The following is a 25,302-nucleotide window of genomic DNA, read 5'->3' as shown; positions in this document are numbered from 1 at the left end:
GATGGCTTGGACGCTCAAGACAAAGCTGCAGGGCGTTTTGCGTCGCCATGCCTTAAAGCCGGTGATCCTGATGTACCATCGCATCGCGGCAACGGACTTGGATCCCTGGGAACTCGCCGTTTCGCCAACCAATTTCGAGAAGCAGGTCCTGGACCTCGGAAAGACGAGACGTGTGCTGCCGTTGCTAGAGTTCGCATCGAGGCACATTGAAGGAAGCCTTCCACCTGACGCTGCAGCCATTACTTTCGACGACGGCTACGCGTGCAATGCCTTAATCGCGGCGCCTATCCTGGAAACGCTCGGTCTTCCAGCTACGTTCTTTCTGGCAACGTCCATGCTCGGCAAAACCGACGAGTTCTGGAACGATGCTCTCGAACGGGTTATCTTCGATCCTAGGGCAGCAGGACCAGCCTCCATGGTCGTCGCCGGTCGCGAGGCTCATGTTGATCTGGGTGAACACGCCGATGATTACCAATTGGGCCGAGGGTGGCGAGCCATGCAGGAGCCGCCTCGAACTGCGCGCGAGCACGCTTATCTCAAGCTTTGGGAAGTTCTGAAGCCGGTCTCACTTGATGTGCAATACCAAGCAATCGAATCACTCGCTCGCCAGGTCGGCAGTGACTTGGCGCCTCGAACCAGCCACCGACCTATGACGATTGATGAAGCCCGATTGCTCTCGCGAAGGTCGCGCTTGGACATTTCAGGTCACACACAAACCCACGTCTCTCTCCCATTGTGGGATCGGCACATCCAGCTGAAGGAGATCCAACAAAGTCGCCGGACGTGCGAGGACCTGTCGTGCCGCCCATGTCCCACATTCGCCTACCCCTATGGCGACTATTCCGACCTGACCATCGAATGCGCAATAGAGTCGGGGCTGGTCTGCGCCGTGTCGGCCTACCCCAGAACTGTGGCGAACACAGACCTCCCTCTGGTGCTGCCGCGGATCATGATGACAAACGAGAGCATTGTTGGACATCTCGGGGCAAATTGATGCACAAGCCCATGTTCGGCAGCGCGGTCGCAGCGTTATTGTTCAGCTCGTGAGCCGGCCTTCAAGTCGGGGCGAGATCATGCCTGTCTCGACGATCGGAAGCACGAAAGCCTGCGCCACCAAAGCTTGGCAGATCTGCTTCTTGAGCAAAGGGCCCACCGAGCGCTCTCGTATAAGCCTAGCCAAAGCTGAGATAAGTTCCTTCTGAACGACTAAATGAGTAGCCGTTCTAAAAATTATAGAAAAAGGAAATATTTTTAAGTAATTAAACAATACTTCTCGCAAGTACCGATCGATGATCATCTCCCTAACACGGCCATTGGAGAAACTCTGGTCGACGAGGACTTCCAACTGTCCGACATCGCCTCGATCGGAACGAACGACGGCAATGAAAGACCTGATATCTGGACCAAGATCGATCTGCGGAATGGCTCCGGGAATTCGGACAATCCGCGAGGCCACACTTCCAACAACGCCGATGCTGTCGGACGCATTAGCGGTAGCGGCGAGACGTTCTGTATGGTCCAGCACTTCAGTCACGAAAGAAGGCCCACAGCGGGCAATCGTGCCAATTCTCTGTATGAACTCTTGAAGGTGAGGTTTCAGTGTAGGCCAGCAGCCTTCCCAATTGGGTCTGAAGTCGCCTAATCCGATGGGAATGGCGTCGAACAAAGCCGCTGCGATATCAGAAGCTGACAAGGGCTCGGCAGGAAGAGCTTGCATCCCCCTCAGGATGCCCTGAGTTGAGTGCTTGCGTGCGACTGCAAGACCCGCCAGCCAGCTGGCAAAGCGATATGCCGCAGCGGGGAACTCTGCAGGCGATACGCCGTCGGCATACATGGGATGGGGTCTGGGAACTCGGGGATCGGGGCCGTGCCCACGGGCGATGACGATGAGACCATCTCGAAACTCCTGCTCGTAGAAGGTACTGAGCGAGGATTCTGTTTGTCGGTAAAAGGCCACGAAGTCTTCAACGCCCCTGGAGCGGGCGCCAGACCGGATGACACGTTGCCAGAGATCCCAGTCTGCGCAGCCCATCAACGTTTCATCAAAACCGCCAAGCTCGTGAAAGGTCGAGTTTTTCAAAATGCATGCGTGGACCATAAACGTGGCCGTTGATGCAAGGCGATGGAATAAGTCGCCCCCGGGAAGGTGCACCTGCGACGGATCCTGGCTGTGGTCCCCGCACACGCGAAGGCCTAAGGCGTGCACAAGGTGCACATCCTGGCCGGCAGCGCGCAATAGCGAGCCAAGGGCATTAGGAGCAAGCCAGTCGTCGCTGTCGAGAAAAAGCAGCCAATCTGCCTTTGCTTTTGCCGCTCCCGTGTTTCTGGCCGAAGCAGCACCTTGCTGCGTCTGCAACCAGACCGAAATTCTGGCGTCTTGGGACGCGAGATTCTGAAGCACGGCGGGTGTTTCATCGGTAGACCCATCGTCAACGAGAATGGCTTCCCAGTCGGCGACGGATTGCGCCTTAAGTGAGGCCACCGCTTCGAGGATTAGCATGGGTTGATTGTGGACGGGGATGACTATGGAAACCTGCGGCATAGTGGTCCTGTCCAAAGGCATCCAGGTGCTTCGTGACCTTTCGAGGATCGCGAACAGGATGGTGCGCGCCTTCGCGGCGGCAACCAGGCGGTAGAATGTTAACTTTTTCTGGGGGCGGTTCAAGATGGAAAAAGGCAGCCGACACCGTCAGCTTCCGCAGCAACGACCTGCTTCAGCAGGCCCGGTAGGGAGAGTGCGCCGTCAATCGATCGCTTCAGAATTTAAGGGCGACCGAGCCTAAACAACCAGATGGTTAGCCGCGTCGTTGACGCGGTGGTGCAGACAGTGTTCCTGGCCGGCGCCGATCCGGCCATTTTCCCAACAACGGCGTTGCATCGTTGTCAATTGCCGAAGTGCCTTTTATTGGGATCAGTGACGGCTCTTCAATCTTCCGCTTGAGGGGCGGCCCGGCTGCCGCAGGGGGTCTTTGGGGGACCACGGCAGCCGGGCCATGCCGGAGTTCCTCCCGGCCCCCTATCCCGAATGCCACGTTAAGCATGGCAAGGCGGGTCCACCCGGCGAATACACGGAACATCAGAGCTTTCTAACGGTTCTGCTTTGTAGATTCCAAGGTGGAGCGACGACCGTGTCAGCGTTTGAATTCGTCTACTTTTCTGGTTTGATGGCGAGTGATCTCTTAGGCGGCGTTGTCTCGTTGTTGGCTTGCTGTCTGCTCTACAACGTCATCGCGGAGGATCGTCCGAACCGGTAGGCGCGGGAGCCGAACGCTTGGCGCTCCTGGCTCCGCTTTTCATGCCACCGTGCGGGAACCCGTTATTCTTAGACTGGTTCGAAGGGCAGCTCCCACGCTGCTGGTCAGTCCCCCAAGACTTGGCCGGGCCTGGTTCGCCGCCAGTGAGGTGGGCCCACAGCAATTGTCCAAATCCGCGTGGAGCCAGCTGCAGAAAGTTTTATCTTTCCCGGCTGGGAACAGCCGGACGCGCGGCAAGTTCGGGCGAACGCAGCCATAGTCCCTTTGCTGCTGGCCACGCGGGCAGCTTGGCCGGCCCGCGCCTTCTGGGGCGCGGGCCACGCCTGTCGACGGATCTTCCGCACTGGGCGCCACGGGTGATCGGCAGACTGGGGCGTCGCATGCGAACCACTCTATTTGCATTTGTGCTGCTCTTTATTGCGAGCGGCTTCTGGCTGGCAGCCGAGCGGTGATGGCCGGCGGGTAGTGTCTCAGTTTGAATTGCGAAAACGCCTATTCTGTTTGATCGAGGTGCGCAAACGCCTATAATTGCTTAGAGGAAAGCATGGAGGCCACTCATGTCGGTGTGCGCCCGCGAACTGTTCGATAGCTACGTCGCGAACAGCCTCAACCATCCGGACCTCAAAGGGGTCGGGGTTGGAACCCATGTGTTCAGTCTTACCTGTTTGGCAAGCGAGGCTCACATCCCAATGGCGGAGGTCATCGCAGAAGTCGGCCCGATTGCTGCTGCGCTTACAAAGCGGATCATCTAAACGATGCCGGACAGCGCGGGAGGTTGGAAGCGCATTTCTAGTGATCCAATCCACCAAGGCAGCGTCAACTCGCTCGCGCTCGGTAAACTCGTAGACCAAGCTCTGAGCGAGACCGCGCCATTCAGGATCCGGCGTCTTCGTTTGGAGAATGTCGGCATCGAACCCGGACACGCGGTGCGGCGTAGCTCAGCCTTGCGAATTGCCTGTGCAAACAATCTCCGGCTTCAAGGGGCCGTGAAACATGTTGTCGTGCCAAACGAGCTGTCTGAGGTCGCGCATGTCCACCGGCTGGCGACACACTGGGCATTGGTATAGATTCTCCGACCGATAAGCCGCACCCCCGTAGTGGTGGTTCGGCGGTGCCCCAAGCTCCGAAAGCTTCGTCATAACCAATCGAACATTCAACATAGCTAAATGTTCCCGAAAGGCTGCTCCCGGTCTAAATGCTGTTCCCATATCTGTTGGACTGGTCCGCTGCCCAAAGGCGGAGGGCCTTTCTATTTCTGGCGGGGAAACACGGGGACCTTGGCTGTCGTCTCTTGCTCCAACGGTTCATGGTTCGGTTGTTTGTGCCACATCACCTGGCGCAGATCGCGCGTCGACCGCTTGGCCGCACGGGGGCAGTTGTAGAAATGATCGTCCTCGTGGCGAGTTCGAGCATGCAGCTTGCCGGCGGTCGGTGGCCCAAGGTCGGATGGCTTCGTCAATTCCAAGAGGTCTGGACGCTCAGGCCCGGCCAAGCTGTACTCGTACAGCCGTGACGGCCGTGCAGAACTGGCCATGGTGCTGGATTTCCTCTGTCCCGATGACGAATTGATCGTAGCCCGTTTGATCGGCTCGGCCGGATACTCGGGACGTGCTCAATCTTATCCACGAATGCGAACAGAAGGGTGCAGTCGTCACGGTGCTTGACCCACATGTTTCAACACGAGGCAAAATGGGCCGCATTGTGCTAACGGTGCTCGGAAGGTCGCGCAAATGGAACGCGGGTTTATCAAGGAGCGCCAGCGCGAAGGCATCGAAAAGGCCAAACGGGATGGTGCTTATGCGGGGGCAAGCAGCGGCTCGACCCACGACCGGATTATTCAAATGCACTCGAGGGAAACGTCCCTCGGAAATCGCGAATGCGGTCGGCTGCTTAAGAATGCAGGTCCACCGCAGTCTTGAGGCTGCCCTTTGATACTCGTCGCTTCCGCTGCGACCGCACCCAACCCAAAAGACACCAAAATGACGCCCACAGGCTTCGCAGGACCTCGGCCCGCAATTCTGATCCTCCTGTTGTGGCCGTGACATTTCGAACGGGCCGTGCCCGCCCAAATGTGCTCATCGATGTCGCAACTAAGGCTCTCAGGCTCTTGAAGCCATAAATTGGCGAACTAAATCCAGTGTGTCAGCCGCCGCCCAAGCCGGGGCCGGCGAACAAGTCGAGAAGGCGTTGAGGCTCGCTCAGCGGTTTTTTGGCGTCTTCTCGTTCCATGTTGCTCGAAGGAGGATATGGCTATGCGAACCGCTTTCGACTTTACTCCCCTGTTCCGATCGAGCATCGGCTTCGATCGCATCGTCGACATGCTCGAGAATGCGAGCCGTGTCACGACGGTGGACAACTGGCCTCACTACGACATCGTGAAGACCAACGACGATGACTACCGCATCACCATGGCGGTGGCAGGCTTCACTGAGGACGAGTTGGCCATCACCCAGGAGCCAAACATGCTCCTCGTGGCCGGACACAAGGCAGAAGACGACGCCGGCGACTACCTGTATCGGGGCATCGCCGGCCGTGCGTTCCAGCGCCGCTTTGAGTTGGCCGACCACGTCAAGATCGTCGGCGCCAATCTCGCCAACGGTCTGCTGACCATCAATGTGAGGCGCGAAATTCCCGAAGAGATGAAGCCGCGCCGGATCGAAATCGCCAGCAGCGGCCCCGCGCGGAAGGTCGAGACGACCAAGCAGATCGAGGCGGATAAAGCCGACGCTGGCAAGGTCGAGGCCGACAAGGCGAAGGCCAGCAAGCAGGCGGCCTGAATAGTCGATGATCTCGCAACTCCGAGGGGCCGGGGGATCGTGCCTGGCCCCGCCGGAACTGCACCTCTACGAGGAAAGGAGGAAACAAAATGAGCGTACGTGATCTGATTCCATGGAGTCGCAATCAGATGACCAGCCTTTATGGCGATCGTGATACCTTCCTATCGCTGCATCGCGAAATGATGGCGCTCTCGATGTTGAGTCATTTGGCTGTTTCGACCAGGTAGGGATCGCTTCGCCGTCCAGTCCATCCAGTTGCGTGTGAAGATTCTTGGGCCGGCCGCGTCGATGACGACCCGATCGGCAGCCGTCGAACTTCACTTCGTGAATCCAATCGTCGCCCTCCGGCGGGGTCTCCACCAAGGTCGGCATCAGGGGCTTTATGAACGTCAGACGCATCCAGTGCACTCGCGGGTGGCAATTCAATTAGCGTGTGCTAAATTGGTTGCGGAACCCTAATTGCTGCGGGGTGTTGATCCGCCATGACGAGGCTATCCGAACTCGGCCCATCCATCATTGGCAGGCTTCACGGCCGCGTGGTCGCAAGCGAACAGGGCCATTTCTATAATTGCCAGGCATGTGGCCAGAAGGCCGATCAGCGCGACCTGCGGCAAGTCCTTTGGCACGAAGAGCCTGGCCACGAACCGTTGGAACCGGAGCCCGGTTTCAAGCTCCTGAAATTGCCAATTCCGGGACCACGCGAGAGGCGGCCGCGATGAGAAGCGGCAACACGAACGAGATAATCAAACTCGCGAGGTCATCCCCAGCGCGGGAGGGTAGCCGCTGACGGAAACCATTGGTCGGAGTCAAGAGATGACATCCTTTGGTAGCACCACCTTCGAGGCCATGCTCGGCGATCCACCGTTCTACGCATTGTCGGACATTCACGGTCGCTACGACCTTCTACAACGCGCACTTGACTGGATCGCGAAGGACGGCGGCGAGGAACCTGGCACGGTCGTCATCTTCGGCGGGGACTATATCGATTATGGCCCCGATAGCCGCAAGGTCCTTGACCGTCTACTAGCCGGGCCTAACAACGAGGAGATCGTATGGAGGTTCCTCGCGGGAAACCACGAACAGTTGATGCTCCAAGCACTTGGAACCGACAACGCTAACCTGTGGCATTCCTGGATGAGAGACGGTGGCAAAACGACCTTTAGCAATTACGTTCTATCTGCTGAACCCAAACTTATCGTCGACGCGAAAGCGTTGGCCGAGCATCGACGATTTTTGATGCGGATGTTACTCTGGGTCGAGGACAAGGGCCGCATTTTTGTTCATGCCGGCCTAAAAGATGTCGGTGCCGGTCACTACACCTTGGCTAGGCAAAGCGAGTTCGACATGTTGTGGATAAAGCCAAGGGATATGGACGCTGCATGGCCCAGCCATTTGAAGAAGTTGGTCGTTCACGGCCACACACCCTTCGATTGTGGTGTTCCGGGCAGACGCGTCTGCATCGACGGCGGGGTCGGCCGGCGGGGAGGCGGATTGATCGTCGCAAAGTTCAACAACAAGCAGTTGGAACCAACGCATAGGGAGAGGTTTGCCTGACGGTGTCGCGACCGGGCCCGAACTTCGTAGCGCAGGCGCGCCATGATTTACCTTGTGCCTGCGGCTTCCTCGCCCGATAGTCCCGGTAGGGACGCGGGCTGAAAGTGACCATGGCCGGCGAGTATCTGGACCAGCTTTTGGAGTGCCCTTATTGCGGCACCATACGTCCTAATGATCCCGAAAGACGCTCAGCCTTCAACTACGATTAGCTGCGCCGACTGCGGCGAGTACCTTGGTACATGGGATGAGTTACACAGCCGCGAAGCCGAGCGGTAGGCGGCAGACGCCACAGCGCTCGTGACGTGCTCCCCGTTTTGTCCGCAATAAGTTAGCGCTGTTCACGTTGTGATCCTTGACGGATCGGGTTGCGGATTCAAGCGGGGTGAGCCCATCGAGGCTCGTGTGTGGGCGATTCACATTGTAGTCCATTCTCCATTCTTCGATGCTGTTGCGGGCATGCCGGTAGCTGGTGAAGAGCCGCTCATTGAGGCACTCGTCGCGTAGCCTCCCGTTGAAGCTTTCCACGAAGCCATTCTGCATCGGCTTGCCCGGCGCGATGTAGTGCCATTCGACCTGCCGATCCTCTTGCCACGCCAGGCTGGCATTCGAGGTCAGCTCGGTGCCATTGTCCGACACGATCATGCAGGGGTAGCCGCGATGCTCGGCGATGATGTCGAGTTCCCGGGCGACACGCTCGCCTGAGATCGAGTTGTCGACTAGCTGCGAGGAGGAACCGGCCTGGGTTCAGTCATTGTCTCGAAAGTGAAAGATCCGCTCGTCGCCTTCCGTGGTGTGCCAGTCGACAGCGTGCGCTAGCCCGTATCCGGCGTCGGCAAAGAGGCGGATCAGCTCCGTTTCCGTAAATGTGTTGGTCCAGCCTGCGCCAGCGCGGCGGAACGTTTCCGGCAGCCTGGCCAGGCTATGTCGGGGGTGAGCCGCGCAACCATATGACGCGATACAAGCCGGCGATTGCTGCCTCAGCCATTCTACAAAGGAATGTAGATCGTGAACGTATTCGAGAACCCCAGCAAAAATTGCGAGATCGAATGCATGGGCGGTCAGATCAGGCAAGGGTCGTTGATTTAGGTCCAGCACGATGGTGCCAGGTCCGCGGCTCACGAGGTCGGACGGGGTGTATTGGCAGCTTGGGTCGAGATGACGTTGAAGCTTGCCCATTCCCACGCCAAACTCAATCACCCTCGCCCCAGGTGGCACTAACCGGGCAATGATTTTCGTCCTTTCCTCCCAGTCCTCGAATGCCGATGCATCGGTCCACCGCTCAAAGTCGGTCCTTCCGAACAGCTTGCATCTGAGCGCTTTTAGTCTTGTCGACCAACTGTTGTATTCCAGCAATGGCGGCCCCTGATCCAGCCTTGGTCCCCGATCGCGTCACGAATGCGACGGTAAACGGTATGGCCGGCAGCGATTTGAGCTTCGGCCCTGGCCAATATCGCCGGGCGAATAGCGGGCGCCTCTTCCCACAGGCGCCGGAGCGCCGATCGAAGCCTCTCGGCAGAGTTCGGATGATCGAGTGCCACCATCTCGCAGCCCGTGCCGAACATATCGGCGAGGCCAAGGAACTTGTCGACATAGTAGTCGGATCTGGCTAGCCCGATCGTCGGGATACCGTTGGCCAACGCGAAAACGCCGGCATGGTAGCTGCCAGTGACTACGACCCGACAGCGCTGGATTTGCCGAATGAGGTCGATCGGCCTGCGGATCGCGAGTGCCCGGTTCAACTCGGTCTCATCGGTGGGCATCAGTCCACGAATTGCGTCGATGTCCGCTTCGCGAGGCACCCATGAGACTGGAACGGCGATCAATGGTGCCTCGAGCGAATCCGATGTGGCGCCTAATACATGTCGCAGCCCTTCGAGAATACCCGCTGATACTCCTGAATAGGAGGAAAGACGTAGATTGACGCCAATGCCGGTGCCAAGCTCATCCACTCGCATCTCATGCGCCATTTCGATGGCGTCATCGCCGGTTGCGCAGATCCTGTCCTTGGAAACACCCAGCTCCGCGAGCAGAGGAAGCCCGGCTCGCGTTTCGCGAAGCGCGATCAAGTCGAGCCTTGGCAATATTGCCGATGCACGCGCTCTCAGTTCGGCATTGGCAAGCGGGCCCATCCCCTGGCCGACCATGACCACTGGCCGTCCTTTCCTTGCAAGCGCGAGATTCAGAGTTTCGAGTACCGACAGGGCATATTCTGGGAAAGCGTCTGTGATTCCGCCCATTCCACTTACAAGCACAAGGTCTGCCCTGTCCACAGCATCAGTGAAGCGAAGAAGTGCCGCGCGCGCATCCGGCATATGCCTAAACTTAAGGCGCCAGAACAGAGAAACGAGCCTCGGCGCGTGTCGGCGAATGCGATCGGGCCAGTGCTTGGGCACGAACCGCTTCAACTTGGCCGGCCTGAAATCAGGCTTGAGCCATAGGGCGCGCCCTTCGGCGGACAGGGGGGTGGCAAAGGGACAAAAGCGGCGAAGCGCGTCCGGATCGTCAGTCAGAACGTTGATCGTCGAATTGTCGCACAGCCGCGCAAGCCGCTCCGTGGCAGCATAGAGCATTGCCATGTCGCCGATATTGCGCAGCACATAATCGCTCGGCTCTACGAGTATCTGGATTGGGCGATGATTAATGCGCATCCTGTTCCCCTAGATCCGAGTGGAGGGCCGAAGGTTAGCACAACGTCTGAGAGCCTGACTCGAAATTCATGCGGCATGGCACTCGCCTCTCGCCAGCCTTCGCATCATTAGGAAGGCGAGAGCGATCTGGAGCCACGCGAAGGTGACTCGAGGGTCGCCTCGAAGTCCTTCGCCAGGCGACGGGCGCGATTTATCCAACCGAAGTTTCTTTCGACGACCCAACGCTTTGGCAGCACGACGAACACCTTGATTTGTGTATCGGTGCGTTTGACGACGGTGATGGCGATGCGGCTATCCTCGTTGCGCGGTACGGCGGACTCTCGAACGCCGAAGACATGATCGATCGGTTGCTGAACTCACTCAAAGCTTGGGTGAAGACTGCCCACCCATTTCGCCATGGAACCCAATCGGATCAAATTCACGAAGCGCCATTGGACCTCGCGATCCTCTCGGCCACGCACGGTATGGGTTTTTTGCGGTTTCTGGCTACACCGGCGCCCTAGGGCAACGCCTTCTCTAGCGCTCGTCTGGCCATCTCAAGCCGCGCCTCGTCGCCACCGTAGTCCTCGCCTACGCTGCCCGAGGAGTGACCCAGCACGATGTCTTGGTCCGACTTGGTGACACCTGCCAGACGTAGCCGGTCTTTTATAAGATGCCGGAGCGAGTGTGTAGTTGCCTTCGGGTCGGTGACACAGGCCCGTACATGCTTTCAAGAGCAGCAGAAGCTGAGGACGCGCCTTTAGGCCGGCCATAGGTCGGGAACAGCATCGACGAGTTGCCTGCCGCAGCCACGGCTTCCTCAGCAGCTGCCAACGCATCGCCGATCAAGGGCACATTGCGCCTCGCCGCCGGCGCCAGGCTCTTCTTCCTGCCGAAATACTCGCCCGATCTTAATCCGATCGAACAGCTCTTTTCAAAACTCAAGCACTGGCTGAGAAAGGCAGCAAGCCGCACCGTCCAAACCGTCTGCGACGCGATCGGCCAAATTCTCAACCGCATCACACCGACAGAATGCTCACACTACTTCGAAAACTCCGGATATGACCGAAACTAATCTCATCCCGCTCTAGCGCCTCCAGGTCGAGCTGGGTGGAATGATTGCACTTGGGATGGCCGCACGTAACGTAGAACGTCTCACGGCTGCGAATGGCGTCGGCGATGGTCTTGGACATGGTGCGGCCTCGGAAAGGAAGAAATCGCCGCACGGGGAATATGTTCCTATCGATGAATGATTGACAAGGGCGTCGCCTGAGGGAACCGGCAGCCATCAACAACGTTCTCTCGCATGTTCAAGAAGATTGCCTTTGCCGCCATACTGCTTCAAGTCGCCGCCTTCTCGGCTCTCCTGACGCAAACATTCCTTTTGGGATCGACGGCCACGCAAGCGGCCAGTGTCCAAGGTGAGCCCGCTGTGGCCATCACAGACACGGAATGCGCCAAGGCGACTTGGCCCGATATCCCGGTTCGATGCCTGGAGAGGGTTCAGGCTCGGCAACTCACCGTCACCATGACAGTGCAATAAGCGGGCCCTTGGCCGACTCTGTGATTGCAAAACATTCACCATGTCCTGAATCACCGGCGCGACTGCGGAACAAAGTAAGCCAGCGTTGAGTTAACGGGGCGAAGGGGCAATTCAACCAAACAGGGATCTTCGCAATGAAAACAGTGCTCTTCGCCGCTCTGGCGTTCTGCATCGCCGCTCCGGCTGTCTCATCCGCTGCCGAAGCTGATGTGGTGGTCAGGATGCATCACAGGCATCATCATCATCACGGTACCGCCATCGTTATCAACGATGGGCACCGCATGCATCACCGCCACCACGGCAGGGTTGAATTCTACGATCACGGCAGACGCCATCATCACCACTCCACCACCGTCGTCGTCAAAACCTCCCGTCATCACCGGCACCATCATCGAGTCGTTGTCCAAGGCGGCACCTCGTAACGAGATTTCGCCCAAGGTACAGAAAAGGCCCGGTAGCCGGAGCCGCCGGGCCTTGATCTAAAGTTCCATGGGCTCAGCCCATCCTCACCAAAACCATTCCGACAGAATGGTCGATCTCGACACGGTATTGATCGCCATGGATGCTCTGCATCTTCTCGGCAATGAGGCGAGCCAGCACTTCGATTTCGGCGCGCCCTTCGCCTTGGTCTCAGTGACGGCGTTGGCAATGATCTGATTGCTATTCGCCATATGCTGATACCTCCGGGATGTCGCCGGCATCCTGCTCGCCGTCGTCAAGCGCCCAGCCGGCCGACGAGCGAGACGATCTGCCGATTCTGGTCCTCCGAGCATCCTATTTGGCGTGCGAGGGCTTCGACCTCGGCAGGACTGAGCTCCGGCTGCGTTGAACTAAGCTCCGGCTGTTTTGACCGGTCTGACATCGGGTGTCCTCCGGCAGGAGGAACTTACGGTTCTCGACAATGTTCCGGCGGCGGTCCTATGGCCAGACGACACAAATGTGGCCGCGCGGACATCACTTTCTGTAGGGCGAACGACCGCCATTATGATGAACTAACTATGGCGTCGAGCACCGGAGGCCCACCGGACCCTAATGGCCAAAAGCGCCCGGTGTCCAGCGGTGGATAAGGCTCTACTTCCGCGTGATCCATTCCAGCAAGCGCGGCTCAACCTCTTCGTAGCCGGTATAGTCGCGAAATAACTGAGCAGCGAATTCCTGCCACTGGCCTTCAGCGATATGTTCTTCACGAACCAAGACCCGGAAGGCCTCGCGCATAATATTGCAGTCGAACGCCGACACTTCACCCCGTGAGCGGAAAGCCGCCATTACAGTCACTCCCATACCAGGCGGGAGCATTACAAGGCCTCAGGCGTCCCCCTTCCGCAACTGGATACCGGCTGCGGCAGGGGTTCGCAAGCGAATGTCCGGGTACAAACGTAAATGGACAAGTCCGTCGTTATATAATCCAGTATACCTTGTGCTTCCGAGAAAGTTTTCGCTTCGGCAGATTTCCAATTCCGAACTTTACCGGAATAATTCTGGGCTCTTGCAGACATGTCGACTGTGATAGATGCTGCCTCTCGACCTCGGGAGGGGCTAGAGGATGAAAATCAAGGAGTGGATGGCGCTGGGCGCCATTGCAGCACTTTGCGGCTGTCAGACGAGCAATCAAGCTGATTACATGCAGATTGGCTATGGGCCAAGTTTCGATGTCGCCCATGCCCAATGCGAACTGCAAAAGGGTTCGGCTGACCAAGGCTATATTGCCATGGGATCACCCGGCTTTGTCGCGGGTGCCGGAATTGGCAACGCTCTCGGCAACTTGGCTGCCGAAGAGCAGTACATGAAGAACTGCCTCATCCTGAGCGGATGGAAACGTGCGCCTCACGGTCAAGGAGCTGCCGCCGCAGCAGCCGTTGCAAGTGGCGCGCCTCCGACACCCTATGGGATAGCCCGCGCACCTGGCAGCTGGATCAACACGGCTCTGCTGGACTGGTCGGACACCAACAACAAGTGCGTCGCCGGTGACAAAGCTGCGTGTGCTATTCGCGCGAAACTTGGCGCGAAACTGCACGCCGCCGGCATCAGCCCGTCCCCAGTTTAGAGGGTCGACAATGCGGCTTTATCCCACCACATGCGTCGGCATCGCCCTAGCTTTGAGCGGATGCGGCGCCGACTATCTCAACAACTATGACACCGTGACATTGGCGGCCGGCGATGCGAACCGTACGAACAGCCTCTCGCAGACCGTCGACCCTTTCAATCCGAACACCCGGAATACGCACATTGAGGGCGACGGCCAGCGAATAGCAGGTGTCGTTCAACAATTTCGGGGAACAACCCTGGCGCCCGCCCAACCGCCCGGCATCGTGGTGAATGTAGGCGCGAACGACCAACATCCCTGCGACCTTCGAACACAAACTGACAGCGCTGACAGGGCGTGCGGCGAGCGATCTGCCGAGGCGAAGCCAGGCGGCCGTACCGGCCACGAAACGGACTACTAGCGCGCACGGCCGATTTTGACATAAGCTACAAGATCCACTGGCTGCTGCCATCGCGGTGCCGCATCGCCTCCGCGATCACTTCGAAGACGCTGCCGATTATGGCGGCTGATGTTTTGAACGAACTTCCGGTCGCTTCCACGTATGACTGGACCGGAGCTTATATCGGGGGCCAGATCGGTTACGCCTGGGGCCGGGACCACATTGAGGATGAAATCCTCGGCGGAGGCTTCTCGGACTATTCGGATAGCTTCAAGGTCCGGGGCGTGACCGGCGGTGTTTTTGCCGGCTATAGTATGCACTGGGGCAACATTGTCGGCGGCATCGAAGGCGATATCGAGGCCTCGGGAATTGTCGGCCACAATCCAGACTGGCCGTTCGGCACCGATGACAATACCCATATCTACGCCCAAGGCTCATTGCGCGGGCGCTTGGGCTATGCCTTCGACAATTGGCTGCCCTATATCACCGGTGGTCTCGCCCTCGGGGACATTCACACGAAGTTCGAAGATGGCGCGGCAACGGATTCCGAGTCGCGCATCAAGGCCGGCTGGACCGTCGGTGCTGGCGCCGCCTATGCCTTCAACAAAAACTGGGTTGGTCAGGTCGAATACCGATACACAGACTTCGGCAAGGTTACGACTGCCACCACCAACACTGACTCGTCCTTTGTTGAGCACGAACGCATCAAGACCAACGAGGTCAGAATCGGCATCGCTTATAAATTCTGATCTCCATCAGCGTCTACCCGAGGGTAGCTTCCGCGATCACACCATGTCCTTTTGAGGTAGATTAGCCGATTGGCATATGCGGCAGACCTCGGTTCGCCAGGCCGGCGTCAAATTCAGGCAATTCTCCCCAACGAGAGGCGCCGGCCACCCCACATCTGCCTGATGATCCGATCTTGCTCATTCTTTCCGGAAATCCTGAATCGAGGCATGGCGCAAATCCTCCTCGCCCCGGAGGTGCTTCACCCTGCCAATGATCCCGGGTTGACCCATTGGGTCGCCGGCCGCTTCATGCCGCAGTGGATCGCGCTTGCCATCATCACCGGAGCAGGCGCCCTCGGAAATTCAATCAACGCCAAGTTCAAGGCGGTCGGCACTACGCTCAACAGCAGCGGTTCGTGATCGCGCGCCTTTTGGCCAAAGCCTCAACATGTCTGTGAACATGACTCGAAACTAGGACGCGAAGGCCCCCCGCCGCCGTCATTCAGGCCGACCATGTTCGTGATGCACTATCGCTTCGATGAAACGATCAGCCAGATGAGCGATGATCCCCTGATCAGCCTGCCAGCCGTGGCGCGCTGATCAGCCCCGCCCATGCCGGAGAGCACGGCGACCAATGCCGCCAGCTACACCACCCAGAGGGACACGATCCGTAGGCCGTCACACAGTCGCGGGCTCGTGGCGATCGACCAGCGCCAGCAAAGCTACCGATCAGACTCCGAACGAGGCGGGCAACTCCGGTGTGCACAGCCCGTGATCTGGTTGAACTGCTCGGCATGGGCGATCTGAACGTTTGCGCGAAGCCCTGCTGCTGAAACCGCACTTCAAACTCTGAGACCGAACAGATGCACTTCAAGCCAATTGCTATTCCTGTGAGAATCGCCTCTTTTTCTCCAAGGACCAATCGCAACGCAGTTTGCTGAATCCATGGTCCCCAATCTTGAAGGCGACCGGCGTCTGCCCCCCGCCCCCCCGACCGGCGTCGGTCGCCTCACTCTTCGGGCAGGTTCAACTGTAGCTAAGTTTCGGACTAGCTGCTCCTAGTCGCGAGCAGTGACGGAGTACCCGTTGCCGTTAACGCAGGTTAATGCGCCGGACGGACGACGCATGCGGACCCAGAGAGAGAAACCAATGAGGCACAATCGCCCCGTGATCTCCGCCCTTGATTTTGATGTGATAAAAAACACTCTCAAAGCGATAGTTGCCGAGGGCGGCATCCCCAAGTCCGAATGGGAGCAACAAGCTCGTGACCTCGTGAGAATTTTCTCCGGCACCGGGCCAGACGAGACCGTGATTGGAGTTCTGCTTGAGACCTGCCGGACCTGCATAGGCAACACGTCCGGAAGGGAGCAGCCTCCCTTCACGCGCGGTGGCGGTGCTCATATGTGGACGGCCCCCTGCTTGCAAGGTTTTGGCTGAAGATGATTTGATCGGATCGCTTGCGCTCATATGTCCGGCCTTTTGCGCGCGGACATGTGAGCGCTGGCCTAGATGGGCTTCGCGGATAGCGAGTTCCAAACACGTACACGACATTGACTGCCAGTGAGCACCTCGGAGTGTCTCGCTCGTCCCGGTTCGACCGGTCACACCATCTTCTCCTCTGCTTGCAAGTTCCGGCCTTCAGTGTCGAGCGTGCGCTCGGCACCGAACTCTTAATGCTCTCACGGCACCACAGGCGCTGGATAGGTGGCGCCGATGGGATGGTATTGCTCGCCGCTGACCATCAGCTTCCAGGCGATGCGGGCCAGCTTGTTGGCCAGCGCCACCGCCGCAAGTTTGGGAGCCTTGCGCGCGATCAGGGCCGCCAGCCATGGCCAGACCCGTTTGCTGCCTCGGCGCATGTGTTGGATGAGAGCGGTGGCGCCCGCCACCAGCACGCTTCGCAGCATCTCGTCGCCAGCGCGGGTAATCACCCCAAGCCTGTTCTTGCCTGCTGTCGAATGATTCTTCGGCGTCAGTCCGAGCCAGGCGGCAAAATCGCGCCCCGACTTGAAGCCATGCACGTCCGTCACCTTGATGGCTAGCAACGTCGCTCCAACAGGGCCGACTGCCGGTATGGCGGCCAACCTCCGGCTCACTTCGTTGTGCCTATGAAGCGCAAGCAGCTTCTCATCGAGCAGGGCAACCTCGGCGCTGATGTGGGCGTAATCTCGCGCCAGCGTCTCGAACATGTCCCTGGCCATATCCGGGACCGTCGTGTCGGCGCGAATGTCGGCTAAAAGATCGCCGAGCCGGGAAAGGCCCTTGGGCGCGATCAAACCGAACTCCGCCGCAAAGCCGCGAATCGAGTTGGAGAGCTGCGTGCGCCGGTCGATGAACTGCGCACGCAGCTTCGCCAGCATCTGTGCCGATTGCTGATCGGCGCTCTTGGCCGCAACGAAACGCATGCGGGGCCGGTTCATCGCTTCACAGGTTGCATCGGCATCGGCGGCATCCGATTTGGAGCGCTGGACATAGGGCTTCACGTGCTGCGCCGGCATCAGCAGTACCTCGTGACCCAACGCGCGCAACTCCCGCGCCCAGTAATGAGCAGCGCCACAGGCCTCCATGCCAACCTTCAGTGGCGGGAGCCCCGCAAAGAAGGCGAGCACCTGATTGCGCCGCAGCTTCTTGCGCAATACAGGCTGTTCGGCTTCATTCACCCCATGCAACTGGAAAACGCTCTTTGACGTATCCATGCCAATGCGAATAAGTTCATCCACGGACGGTCTCCCTTGTTGAGATCTGCAACGACCTCATTCTGGCACATCGCGATGCCGTCGGGGGCCGTCCACCCCAACACGTAGGAGGGCAACACGGCAATCTACGGCGTTCAAGAGAACTGCTTGCCAGAGGCCGTCGCCAAAGGCGTACAGTAGACGGCGCTGTTTCGTTAGCGTTGAGCGATGATTGCCTTTCCGATTAGATCGTTGGGTGTGTTGGAACGGCCTCAGGCTTTAGCCTTTCGCTTCGTTAATCGGACTTTGGTCCCGGTTGCTTCCGACCGAAGCCCAGCATCCGGAACCTTCGATTTTGCGTGGAGTTGGGTCGCGGCTCGTAATTTCGTCACGTGTGATGCTGGTGGAAGATGGCACTCTCCCGACGATTGCTGATGTGCAAAATGACCCTCGACTGTCCCCATTGCGGTTTCGCTTTGAAGAGGGCAGGCAGTTGGTTTCAGGTCATTTCCTCGCATCGATGCGAGGGGTGCCAACGCCAGTTTCGGATCACCTATCCCGACAAACTCAGACTCTTCGCCAAGCATGAGCAGCTGCCAGCACTCGAAGAGGCTCAGCGCTTATCCCAGATTCCAGCAGAGTGATCTCGATCAAATCGCAGGCGTCCAGATCACAACTTCCGCCCCGCACACTGGCCTGCCAATCCAACGGATTATCGAACAATGCTAGATCGAACTGTCACATCCCGTGCCTTGGGTATGCGCGTCGCCAGCCTTCGAGCCAGAATGCAGGCGGCCGAGATCACTGAAGGCGAATTGATGACCTTCCAGAAGGTCGTCGCGATCATGGAGGACGGACTAGGTCGTATCGATGGCGACTATCTTATCGCGGCCTCCTTCGTAAACGACCTGGCGCCGGACAACGTGGCCGACCAGGCCGACACTCAGCAGACTTTTTGACTCCCGTGCCGAAGCAGCCAAAGCCGCAGGCGACCTTGTGGGAGCGGGAATTGCCCGCGCTATCGGACCCTATCGCGACGAGTTGGCCGGCTTGGGGATCGCTCCAGCCGCCATTCTTACCGCGATGTTCAGCGGAAGCGCGCTTCTGGCCTTTGTCATCAACCCTCATGGCGCAGGGCTCTCGCCGACAGCCCTGGCCGGGCTCGCTTACGCCAGCTTGCTGGCGGGCTGATCGGATCGATGGCAGCTGCCGCGGTGAGGCCCGTGGATTTGGATCCGGTCGAAGGGATCGTCTTGGTGACCGCGCATGTCAATGACGCCGAACTGAGATCGCGCTGGCAGTGCTCGGCGTTCCCGCGACCTCATGCATGGCCGAAGCGGCATGATCCTGCCACCAGGCTGATAGCCCGCCCCGGCGTTTCCCGGCCCGGGCTTCCTCATCCGGTGCTGCATTGGATAATCGACGGATGCTCTTCAAGAGCGGTGATCGTACGGCGCTAGGGTGCGCTCCGCCGGAACAATTTACCTCCGCTAATGTTCAGGGTAAAACTTAGCGGAGCCTAATGTGAGATTCTTGCCCATTCAGGAACCATGCGACACGTGGGCGGTATTCGACACCGCGATCGACGAGCCGGCCGAGTTTGCAGGTGAGTGCCTCATTGGCCTCACAAAGGCTGCCGCTATTTTGCTCGCTGCCAGAGCTAACGAGGACGAAAGAAAAAACCGTTGCCGGTGTGAATCGAGCGTCAACGCAGGGGCTCCCGTTGGGGGTCTTCAGCAGCAATTGCGTGTCCAGTCGTGGGGATGATGAGTGACGAGGCCATGGCTGCTGTATTGGCTTCACGGGATTACGAAGTGCAGGTCCTCGGTATATTCGACGCGGCGAATAAGAAGAAGTTGCCGTTGAACTTTGCCGTTTAGGGGAGGCAGTTCAGTTTAGCGCGAATGCGTCAGTGTTGGGCTCGGACGCCAGATCTTTGGATGCGGTCGACAGTGAGAGGTACGTGCTCTTGCCCGTGGGGGAGAAGAGTCATGCCTCAATCCACCTTTCGCAACTGTGTATTGAAAACTCTGACTCATGAAGATTTCGCCCTTCTACGGCTATGGATGCGTCGCGTCGCCCATCACGCCAGCTGGAGATCGTATCTCAGCCAATCGAGCTGATTTATTTTCCTGAGACGGGAATCGCATCCGTGGTCGCCGCTATGCCGGGAGGGCGGCAAAGCGAAGTCGGCATCATCGACCACCGCTCTCCAAATGCTCGAATATCGGGGGCTGGTTCATGCCAAGCGCGGCGAGATCACGATTGGTGACCGCGCCGGAATGATCGCAATCACGAATGGTGCCTATGGCGAGGAGGAGCAACGTCACTTCGACATCACCACCGGCTGATTGTTCGGAATCGGACATGCCCTTTAAGGCTGTCAGATCTTGGCGATAGATCATATTGCTCTGGGTTCAGGGAGGTGTTCTTGATGAGCAACGCTTTTGATTCCATCACGGTTGAAAGAGCCGAGTAGGGCGGGCGATTTTCGTTTGCGCTTACGCACCGCCATACACAGGCCTCGATGGCCGACGCCCTGTTCACCTGCCTGTTCCGGCGTGAGCTCGTCGGGGCTGTTTAGGCTTGGCCGACCGCTGGTAACCGGCCAATATTAATCCGCCTCCCGATTGCCGGGGCCATGGAAGAAGGTTTGGATTTCCTCCATGTCGACGCGGCCGTCACCGTTTTCGTCTATTGCACTGAAAATGCGGTCTACAAAGTCCTCGATTTCGCTCTGTGAGACCGATCCATCCCCGTTGGCGTCCACGATGGCAAACATCATTCGCACCGCTGCGCCATGCATCATTCTGGGTCCCATGCGGGTGCGATCTTCGAGCATGCGGTCTCGTTCACGCGGGCCCATTCTGTCCCGGCCCCCGCGGTAGCCGCCGTCACGTTCGGCTGAGGACCCATCTGCGTGCGACCCTTCCTGCATCATCTCGTCCATCATCTGGCGCATCATTGCCCTCATCGAATCCTGGGGCTGTCCTGTGCTGTCGGACGGCCGTTCGGGGCCATGATCCTGTGCCTTGACTGCGGGCACCGGCGTACCGCTGGACTGGGCCATTGCTGGCAATGCGCATATGGCCAGGAGCCCGGCGATTGCCGTCGCTTTTATTGCTCTCTTCATCTTGCTCTCCTTTAACGATGGTCGGACCCGCTGCCGGCATCTCAGCCAAACCTGCTGTTCCATCTATGGTTCCTCGCTACGTGCAAAAGACCGCTTCGGAGAAGGCGCCATGCCTGCTCAGAACCGGTTGCTCGATGCATTCGAATTGTTATTGCTGGTTGGGTGCCTCCCTGACGGAACCACGTCGACGCCCGTCGAGGTATTTGGCAATGACTGAATCCAACATCAGCGAAGGTTGGAGGGAGACGAAGCCCTCCATTGGTATGGGAAGAATGCTAAGTTCGGATCCGCAAGGACGGCGTCCCAGCGGGCGAACCGCTATCCAACCGCTTCGTCAGCCGTTCAATTCTTCAAGGCGTCCCGAACCGCGTCCTTTGCCTGCCAACCCCTTTTTGCAGGGTCCCTTCAGCCTTGTCGGCAGTTCCGTCAGCGCGAAGTTTGTCCTCGCCCGTGGCCTTCCGACCTTATCCTTTATCTCGTCGCGCGGCTTCTTTCTTATCTGAGCCCTTGATTTCGTCCTTGTGCATGTCTTCTCTTCTTTGATCGGAACCAACGTGTGCGCTACCTGAAATGTTTCAGAGGAGCAGGATTGGAAGAGCCACGCGCTCGCGCCGTGCCATGCCACATAACCGCGCGTTAACTTCAGTAATATCAGTGCACGCCTGCCCCTATTACAGGCGCGCGTGATGAACCCATTCTCCCGCAGTTGATTGGAACCCTTTGCCTTAGATCAGCTACCGAAGCTTCCAATGGAGGGACGTATACTGAATATCTCGAAGGGAAACGTTTTAGTCTCATCGACGTTGTTCCTCGGCTCATCTCAGCTCAGGAAAAACATCGATGGACAACGAAGGCACATCCGGTCTCCATGGTGATGCCCCGGCCGCCGTCACCGATCGCGCTATGCCTGATCTCAAGGAATTGGCTGCCATAGCCTTCCAACGAACGCGAATGCCAATCGTGGTGACTGACGCCACGCAGAAAGATTTTCCGATCGTGCTAGCGAACCAATCTTTTCTGAACCTCACGGGCTACAAGGCAAATGAAGTCCTCGGACGCAACTGCCGGTTTCTTCAAGGCGCCGCGACCGCCCCTGCGGCAATCGCCGAGATCCGAGCAGGATTGCGGGAGGATCGTGCGGTCAACGTCGAGTTGCTAAATTACCGAAAGGATGGATCGGCGTTCTGGAACCAACTGCACCTCAGTCCAATCCACGACGACGATGGCCGTCTGGTTTACCATTTCGCCTCGCAGATTGATCGCACGGATTATCGCAGGATCGAGAGCCTGGAAGCGTCAGAGCATAGGCTGCTTCTGGAGGTGGACCATCGGGCCAACAATGTACTTGCGCTTGTCGACAGCATCGTACGATTGACGATCTCTGACGATGCCGCGCTATATGCCGCATCTGTTCAGAGGCGCATACAGGCCCTGGCTCGGGCGCATGGCTTACTGTCAAAGCGGGCCTGGCACGAGATTCCATTGCGGGAAACAATCTCATCTCAGATTGAGCCATATGGAGCGGCTCGGGCTCTGCTGGCCGGACCCGAAGTCCTGCTGGCAGCACATTCCGTTCAGCCATTGGCGCTGTTCATTCACGAATTAGCAGTCAATGCGGCTTCCCACGGCTCGCTCTCGAAAGAGACGGGTCAGGTACAAATCAGTTGGCAGCTCAGCCCGCAAAATCATGGCTTCGTCCTCGTTTGGGAGGAGACCGGGGGACCACCGCCACTGACGGCTCGGCGCAAGGGATTTGGGACGCTGATGACCGAAGCTACAATCCGGCGACAGCTTCAGGGTTCACTGCGCCGCGAGTGGTCCGATCAAGGGGTAAGGATCGTAGCTGAAGTGCCCAACGTCACGGTCTCGCGATGAAGAAACCCGCATAGCGCAAGGCGTCCTACACCGGGCAATGTGTCAGAGCCTGATCAACGGCACCGCCCTTCCTTCCGGCCTGCAGGATGACTGGTTCGGCAGCGACAACCCGACTACCGCAATCCGGGCTTGCCGAAATGGAGAGCACAGGCCGAGCTATTCCGGGCTGGCCCTGAAGGCCCGCGCAAGAGGGCAAGCGAGCCGGCAGCGCCCGCTTCGCCGACGAGGTGAACAAGGTACAACGGCACTATATTCACTTGAACTAACGCTTGCTGTTCCTGGCCCGCTGACTATGGTTGAGCATTCCTGAGGCGGCACGGGATATGGACTTGCCTCGTCGATCAGTTCGATCGCACCTGCTTGGTTTGATCGCCGCCGCGGTTATTCCGGTATGGCTGTTTGCCGGCTATTTGCTGGGCCAATATGCCCTGCATGAACGACATCGTTTCGAACAGGATGCCGTGCAAACGGCTCGACAGGTGTCGCTCGTTGTAGAAGGCGAGCTCGCAAATCTCCAAACCATCCTCGACGGCCTTTCCAAGTCCGCCGCGCTCGCCAATGGTGATCTACAAGCCTTCCACCACGAGGCACTTGATCTTGTCCAAGGGACGGACCGGATCATTGTCCTGCGCGACCTTGGCCGCAATCAGCTGGTGAACACCGAAATCGGCTACGGCGCCGCTTTGCCGTCCGTCGAACCGATAGCTGTAGCTGACCGCGAGAAACTCAACCGTTCCGGTGTTTTCCTCAGCGATGTCTTCGCCAAACGGTCAGGCGAATACCGGGTTGCTGTCGCCATTCGGGTGCCCGCCCCGAAGGGGGAGGACCTGCTTCTTTCGCTTTCTGTACCGACTGCCCGGATCCGCGATGTTTTGATGCCGGCCGTACCGGAAGGATGGATCGTGGGCGTCGGGGATCGCGACGGAAATTACGTGGCACGTTCCAAGTTGCACGACGAATGGAGCGGAAAGCGCGGATTGCCGGGATACGTGGAAAAGATAGTTGGGCGCTCCGGCTCGTTTACGTCCCGCAACTTCGAAGGGGTGACGCTGCTGGCAGGCTACTATAGATCCCCGTACTCTGACTGGTTCTACACCGCAAACGTGCCTCTTTCAACTGCGCAGGCGCCGCTCTGGCGCTCGCTTGCCGCCATTTGCGGGATAGGTCTCCTGTCGCTCCTTGTTTCCGTTGCTCTCGGATATGTCGTCGGCAAGAGATTTACCCAGGCCGCCGCAGAACTGGCGACACGCGCCGAGGCGCTCGGTCATGGCCGCAGCGTCGAACCCCTGTCGACTTCGGTTACGGAGTTCGCCGCCATTGCCCAGGCGATGGTGGACGCAGAGCGTGCGATCGCCGTACGGCGGTACGAGCTGGAAGCGGTGTTGGAGACAGCGCCGGCGGCGGTCTGGTTTACATACGATCCGAAAGCCCTTCAGGTGATCCGCAATCGCTTCGCCGCCGAACTTATGGGCCTGCCAACGGATGCGCACAAGTCCTTCGGCAGGCCCGATCTGGTCATCGACACCGTGGCCGTCAAGGACGGCCACGTAGTGAGCCGCCAAGACCGCCCTCTTAGCCGCGCCATGCGCGGACAGCTGACCGATCATGAAGAGTTCGCCTACACGCTGCCTTCAGGTGTCGAGCGCTTTCTACTTTCCAGCGCACGTCCAATTCGCAATCCGGCCGGCGGCATTATAGGCGCCGTACAAATCAGTCTCGACATCACGGACCGCAAACGCGGTGAGGAGCAGCTCAAATTGTTGACCAATGAGCTGAACCATCGCGTGAAGAATATCCTTGCTGTGGTTCGGTCCATTGCCTCCCAGACACTGCGCAACGCCACAAGTTTGCCCGAGGCAGGGCGCACGCTCTCCAGCCGTCTCGTCTCGCTGGCCAAGGCAAACGACCTGTTGACCCAGCAGAACTGGAGTGGCGCCGACGTCAAGGATCTGATTGCCACATCAGTCAGCTCACACGCACGGATCGACCGCTTTAAGATTAGCGGCGAGTCGGTCTGGCTACCACCGAACGTCGCTCTTTCGGCCGCTCTGGCTTTTCATGAGCTTGCGACGAATGCGCTGAAGTATGGAGCACTGTCAAACGAAACAGGCACGGTGTCGATTCGATGGAAGCTTCTCGGTCAAAAACAGCATCGCTGGCTCAACCTGGAATGGCGCGAACGGGGAGGTCCACCTGTTGAACCGATCGAGCGAAAGGGCTTCGGCACGCAGCTCCTCGAGCGCGTGTTTGCGTCCGGCACGTCAGGACGCGTCACTCTGAAGTTTCAGAAATCGGGACTGGTCTGCACCATGCGAGTGAATTTTGCGGCGGGCGATAGTAATTTAAGGCATTGAGCGCGCGGGCAAACCCGGGTCTGTGTCCGGCGAGTGAGCGCGGGATTAGACGTCGGGAAGACAGCCGACGCAGTGCTTGAGAGCTCCGGACCCTTTTTCGGTTTTTCGGAAACCTGGCGGCTCATCATCCAACACCTCGACGACGATTATCCCCTTCCTGATGGTTTTTCTGATCCAGAATACGGAAGGCGATGGCTGGGCCAAAATCCAACCAGACGGCTCCATCAGCGGACAAATTTGCTTCCATGTCGGGATGAAGCAGACTTCATCGCTCGCAGATGGACTTCTTCAACAGATGGGGTGATTGGGGTCTCGCCCGAGCCCAGATGCGGGCGGCTACTCCTGTCGGGATGTTAGAA

24 protein-coding genes and 3 pseudogenes are annotated in these 25,302 nt (G+C 58.5%); 16 read left to right on the top strand and 11 right to left on the bottom strand.

From position 1 onward, the window contains the following. Window position 1 precedes the first annotated feature (1 nt). Window positions 2-994, top strand: a complete 993-nt coding sequence (locus LB536_RS29050; protein ID WP_181178838.1) for a polysaccharide deacetylase family protein — start codon at window positions 2-4, stop codon at window positions 992-994. 42 nt (window positions 995-1,036) lie between these two features. Here the strand turns inward: LB536_RS29050 and LB536_RS29045 are convergent, their stop codons facing one another. Next, window positions 1,037-2,542 (bottom strand): glycosyltransferase family 2 protein, encoded by a 1,506-nt coding sequence (locus LB536_RS29045; protein WP_224598527.1) that lies wholly within the window; start codon window positions 2,540-2,542, stop codon window positions 1,037-1,039. A gap of 1,269 nt (window positions 2,543-3,811) precedes the next feature. Between LB536_RS29045 and LB536_RS29040 the strand changes: the two genes are divergently transcribed. Beyond that, window positions 3,812-4,006, top strand: coding sequence for a hypothetical protein (locus LB536_RS29040; protein WP_140765889.1), 195 nt, complete (start codon window positions 3,812-3,814; stop codon window positions 4,004-4,006). Between the two features lie 497 nt (window positions 4,007-4,503). Here LB536_RS29040 and LB536_RS29035 read toward each other — a convergent pair whose 3' ends face one another. Then, window positions 4,504-4,788: a hypothetical protein gene (locus tag LB536_RS29035; protein WP_224598525.1), complete on the bottom strand. Its 285-nt coding sequence runs from the start codon at window positions 4,786-4,788 to the stop codon at window positions 4,504-4,506. Between the two features lie 718 nt (window positions 4,789-5,506). Here LB536_RS29035 and LB536_RS29025 point away from each other — a divergent pair. The 3 genes from LB536_RS29025 (at window position 5,507) to LB536_RS29015 (ending at window position 7,585) form a co-directional block, all read left to right on the top strand. Beyond that, a complete protein-coding gene (locus LB536_RS29025; protein WP_224598523.1) occupies window positions 5,507-6,031 on the top strand; it encodes an Hsp20 family protein in 525 nt (174 codons plus the stop codon). Window positions 6,032-6,120: 89 nt separating this feature from the next. Then, on the top strand, window positions 6,121-6,258 hold the full coding sequence (locus LB536_RS29020; RefSeq protein WP_411966606.1) for a hypothetical protein: 138 nt from the start codon (window positions 6,121-6,123) through the stop codon (window positions 6,256-6,258). A 586-nt stretch (window positions 6,259-6,844) separates the two neighbouring features. Beyond that, complete coding sequence (locus tag LB536_RS29015; protein ID WP_140765897.1) at window positions 6,845-7,585, top strand: metallophosphoesterase; 741 nt, start codon at window positions 6,845-6,847, stop codon at window positions 7,583-7,585. A 249-nt stretch (window positions 7,586-7,834) separates the two neighbouring features. Here LB536_RS29015 and LB536_RS29010 read toward each other — a convergent pair. The 4 genes and pseudogenes from LB536_RS29010 to LB536_RS28995 form a co-directional block, all read right to left on the bottom strand. Continuing rightward, a pseudogene (locus tag LB536_RS29010) lies at window positions 7,835-8,305 on the bottom strand (integrase core domain-containing protein); the annotation flags it as partial. A gap of 24 nt (window positions 8,306-8,329) precedes the next feature. Next, window positions 8,330-8,938 (bottom strand): class I SAM-dependent methyltransferase, encoded by a 609-nt coding sequence (locus LB536_RS29005; RefSeq protein ID WP_140762672.1) that lies wholly within the window; start codon window positions 8,936-8,938, stop codon window positions 8,330-8,332. Further along, window positions 8,905-10,233 (bottom strand): polysaccharide pyruvyl transferase family protein, encoded by a 1,329-nt coding sequence (locus LB536_RS29000; protein WP_224598520.1) that lies wholly within the window; start codon window positions 10,231-10,233, stop codon window positions 8,905-8,907. The genes LB536_RS29005 and LB536_RS29000 overlap by 34 nt, the downstream gene beginning before the upstream one ends. A 66-nt stretch (window positions 10,234-10,299) precedes the next feature. Further along, window positions 10,300-10,514 (bottom strand): annotated as a pseudogene (locus LB536_RS28995) (transposase); the annotation flags it as partial. A gap of 494 nt (window positions 10,515-11,008) precedes the next feature. Between LB536_RS28995 and LB536_RS28990 the strand changes: the two are divergent. Continuing rightward, a complete protein-coding gene (locus LB536_RS28990; RefSeq protein WP_181178751.1) occupies window positions 11,009-11,287 on the top strand; it encodes a transposase in 279 nt (92 codons plus the stop codon). 656 nt (window positions 11,288-11,943) lie between these two features. Here LB536_RS28990 and LB536_RS28985 read toward each other — a convergent pair. Next, a complete protein-coding gene (locus LB536_RS28985; protein WP_224598519.1) occupies window positions 11,944-12,162 on the bottom strand; it encodes a hypothetical protein in 219 nt (72 codons plus the stop codon). A 121-nt stretch (window positions 12,163-12,283) separates the two neighbouring features. Between LB536_RS28985 and LB536_RS31165 the strand changes: the two genes are divergently transcribed. Next, window positions 12,284-12,412: a hypothetical protein gene (locus LB536_RS31165; RefSeq protein WP_263489405.1), complete on the top strand. Its 129-nt coding sequence runs from the start codon at window positions 12,284-12,286 to the stop codon at window positions 12,410-12,412. Between the two features lie 414 nt (window positions 12,413-12,826). Here the strand turns inward: LB536_RS31165 and LB536_RS28980 are convergent, their stop codons facing one another. Next, the gene (locus LB536_RS28980; RefSeq protein ID WP_140762657.1) at window positions 12,827-13,021 is read right to left on the bottom strand and encodes a hypothetical protein; all 195 of its coding nucleotides are present in this window, start codon (window positions 13,019-13,021) and stop codon (window positions 12,827-12,829) included. Window positions 13,022-13,298: 277 nt separating this feature from the next. Between LB536_RS28980 and LB536_RS28975 the strand changes: the two genes are divergently transcribed. From LB536_RS28975 to LB536_RS28960, 4 genes are all read left to right on the top strand, one after another. Next, the gene (locus tag LB536_RS28975) at window positions 13,299-13,799 is read left to right on the top strand and encodes a hypothetical protein (protein WP_140762654.1); all 501 of its coding nucleotides are present in this window, start codon (window positions 13,299-13,301) and stop codon (window positions 13,797-13,799) included. A 10-nt stretch (window positions 13,800-13,809) separates the two neighbouring features. Further along, window positions 13,810-14,199 carry a hypothetical protein gene (locus LB536_RS28970; protein ID WP_224598517.1) on the top strand — a complete coding sequence of 130 codons (390 nt, stop codon included), beginning with the start codon at window positions 13,810-13,812 and terminating at the stop codon, window positions 14,197-14,199. 98 nt (window positions 14,200-14,297) lie between these two features. Further along, window positions 14,298-14,927, top strand: a complete 630-nt coding sequence (locus LB536_RS28965) for an outer membrane protein (RefSeq protein ID WP_224598515.1) — start codon at window positions 14,298-14,300, stop codon at window positions 14,925-14,927. Window positions 14,928-15,134: 207 nt separating this feature from the next. Continuing rightward, complete coding sequence (locus LB536_RS28960) at window positions 15,135-15,326, top strand: Flp family type IVb pilin (protein WP_224598513.1); 192 nt, start codon at window positions 15,135-15,137, stop codon at window positions 15,324-15,326. A 672-nt stretch (window positions 15,327-15,998) separates the two neighbouring features. Here the strand turns inward: LB536_RS28960 and LB536_RS28955 are convergent. After that, entirely contained in the window at window positions 15,999-16,373 is a 375-nt protein-coding gene (locus LB536_RS28955) for a hypothetical protein (protein WP_224598511.1), read from the bottom strand. 212 nt (window positions 16,374-16,585) lie between these two features. Further along, complete coding sequence (locus LB536_RS28950) at window positions 16,586-17,626, bottom strand: IS110 family transposase (protein WP_224598509.1); 1,041 nt, start codon at window positions 17,624-17,626, stop codon at window positions 16,586-16,588. Between the two features lie 740 nt (window positions 17,627-18,366). Between LB536_RS28950 and LB536_RS28945 the strand changes: the two genes are divergently transcribed. Continuing rightward, a complete protein-coding gene (locus LB536_RS28945) occupies window positions 18,367-18,540 on the top strand; it encodes a hypothetical protein (RefSeq protein ID WP_318013033.1) in 174 nt (57 codons plus the stop codon). 1,257 nt (window positions 18,541-19,797) lie between these two features. Continuing rightward, window positions 19,798-19,932, top strand: coding sequence for a hypothetical protein (locus LB536_RS31160; protein ID WP_263489404.1), 135 nt, complete (start codon window positions 19,798-19,800; stop codon window positions 19,930-19,932). A 263-nt stretch (window positions 19,933-20,195) separates the two neighbouring features. Here LB536_RS31160 and LB536_RS28940 read toward each other — a convergent pair whose 3' ends face one another. Next, a complete protein-coding gene (locus tag LB536_RS28940) occupies window positions 20,196-20,714 on the bottom strand; it encodes an EF-hand domain-containing protein (protein WP_224598507.1) in 519 nt (172 codons plus the stop codon). 840 nt (window positions 20,715-21,554) lie between these two features. On the opposite strand from LB536_RS28940, the gene LB536_RS28935 reads away from it, so the two are divergent. The 3 genes and pseudogenes from LB536_RS28935 to LB536_RS28925 all read left to right on the top strand — a co-directional run. Next, window positions 21,555-22,589: a PAS domain-containing protein gene (locus tag LB536_RS28935; protein WP_140762616.1), complete on the top strand. Its 1,035-nt coding sequence runs from the start codon at window positions 21,555-21,557 to the stop codon at window positions 22,587-22,589. Window positions 22,590-22,912: 323 nt separating this feature from the next. Next, window positions 22,913-24,943: a sensor histidine kinase gene (locus LB536_RS28930; protein WP_224598506.1), complete on the top strand. Its 2,031-nt coding sequence runs from the start codon at window positions 22,913-22,915 to the stop codon at window positions 24,941-24,943. An 84-nt stretch (window positions 24,944-25,027) separates the two neighbouring features. Then, window positions 25,028-25,154: pseudogene (locus tag LB536_RS28925) on the top strand (low affinity iron permease family protein); the annotation flags it as partial. Window positions 25,155-25,302: the final 148 nt, after the last annotated feature.

The sequence above is a fragment of the Mesorhizobium sp. ES1-3 genome, assembly GCF_020164795.1.
In the GTDB taxonomy this organism is placed as follows: Bacteria; Pseudomonadota; Alphaproteobacteria; order Rhizobiales; family Rhizobiaceae; genus Mesorhizobium.
This window is presented reverse-complemented; position numbering and strand designations above follow the sequence as displayed.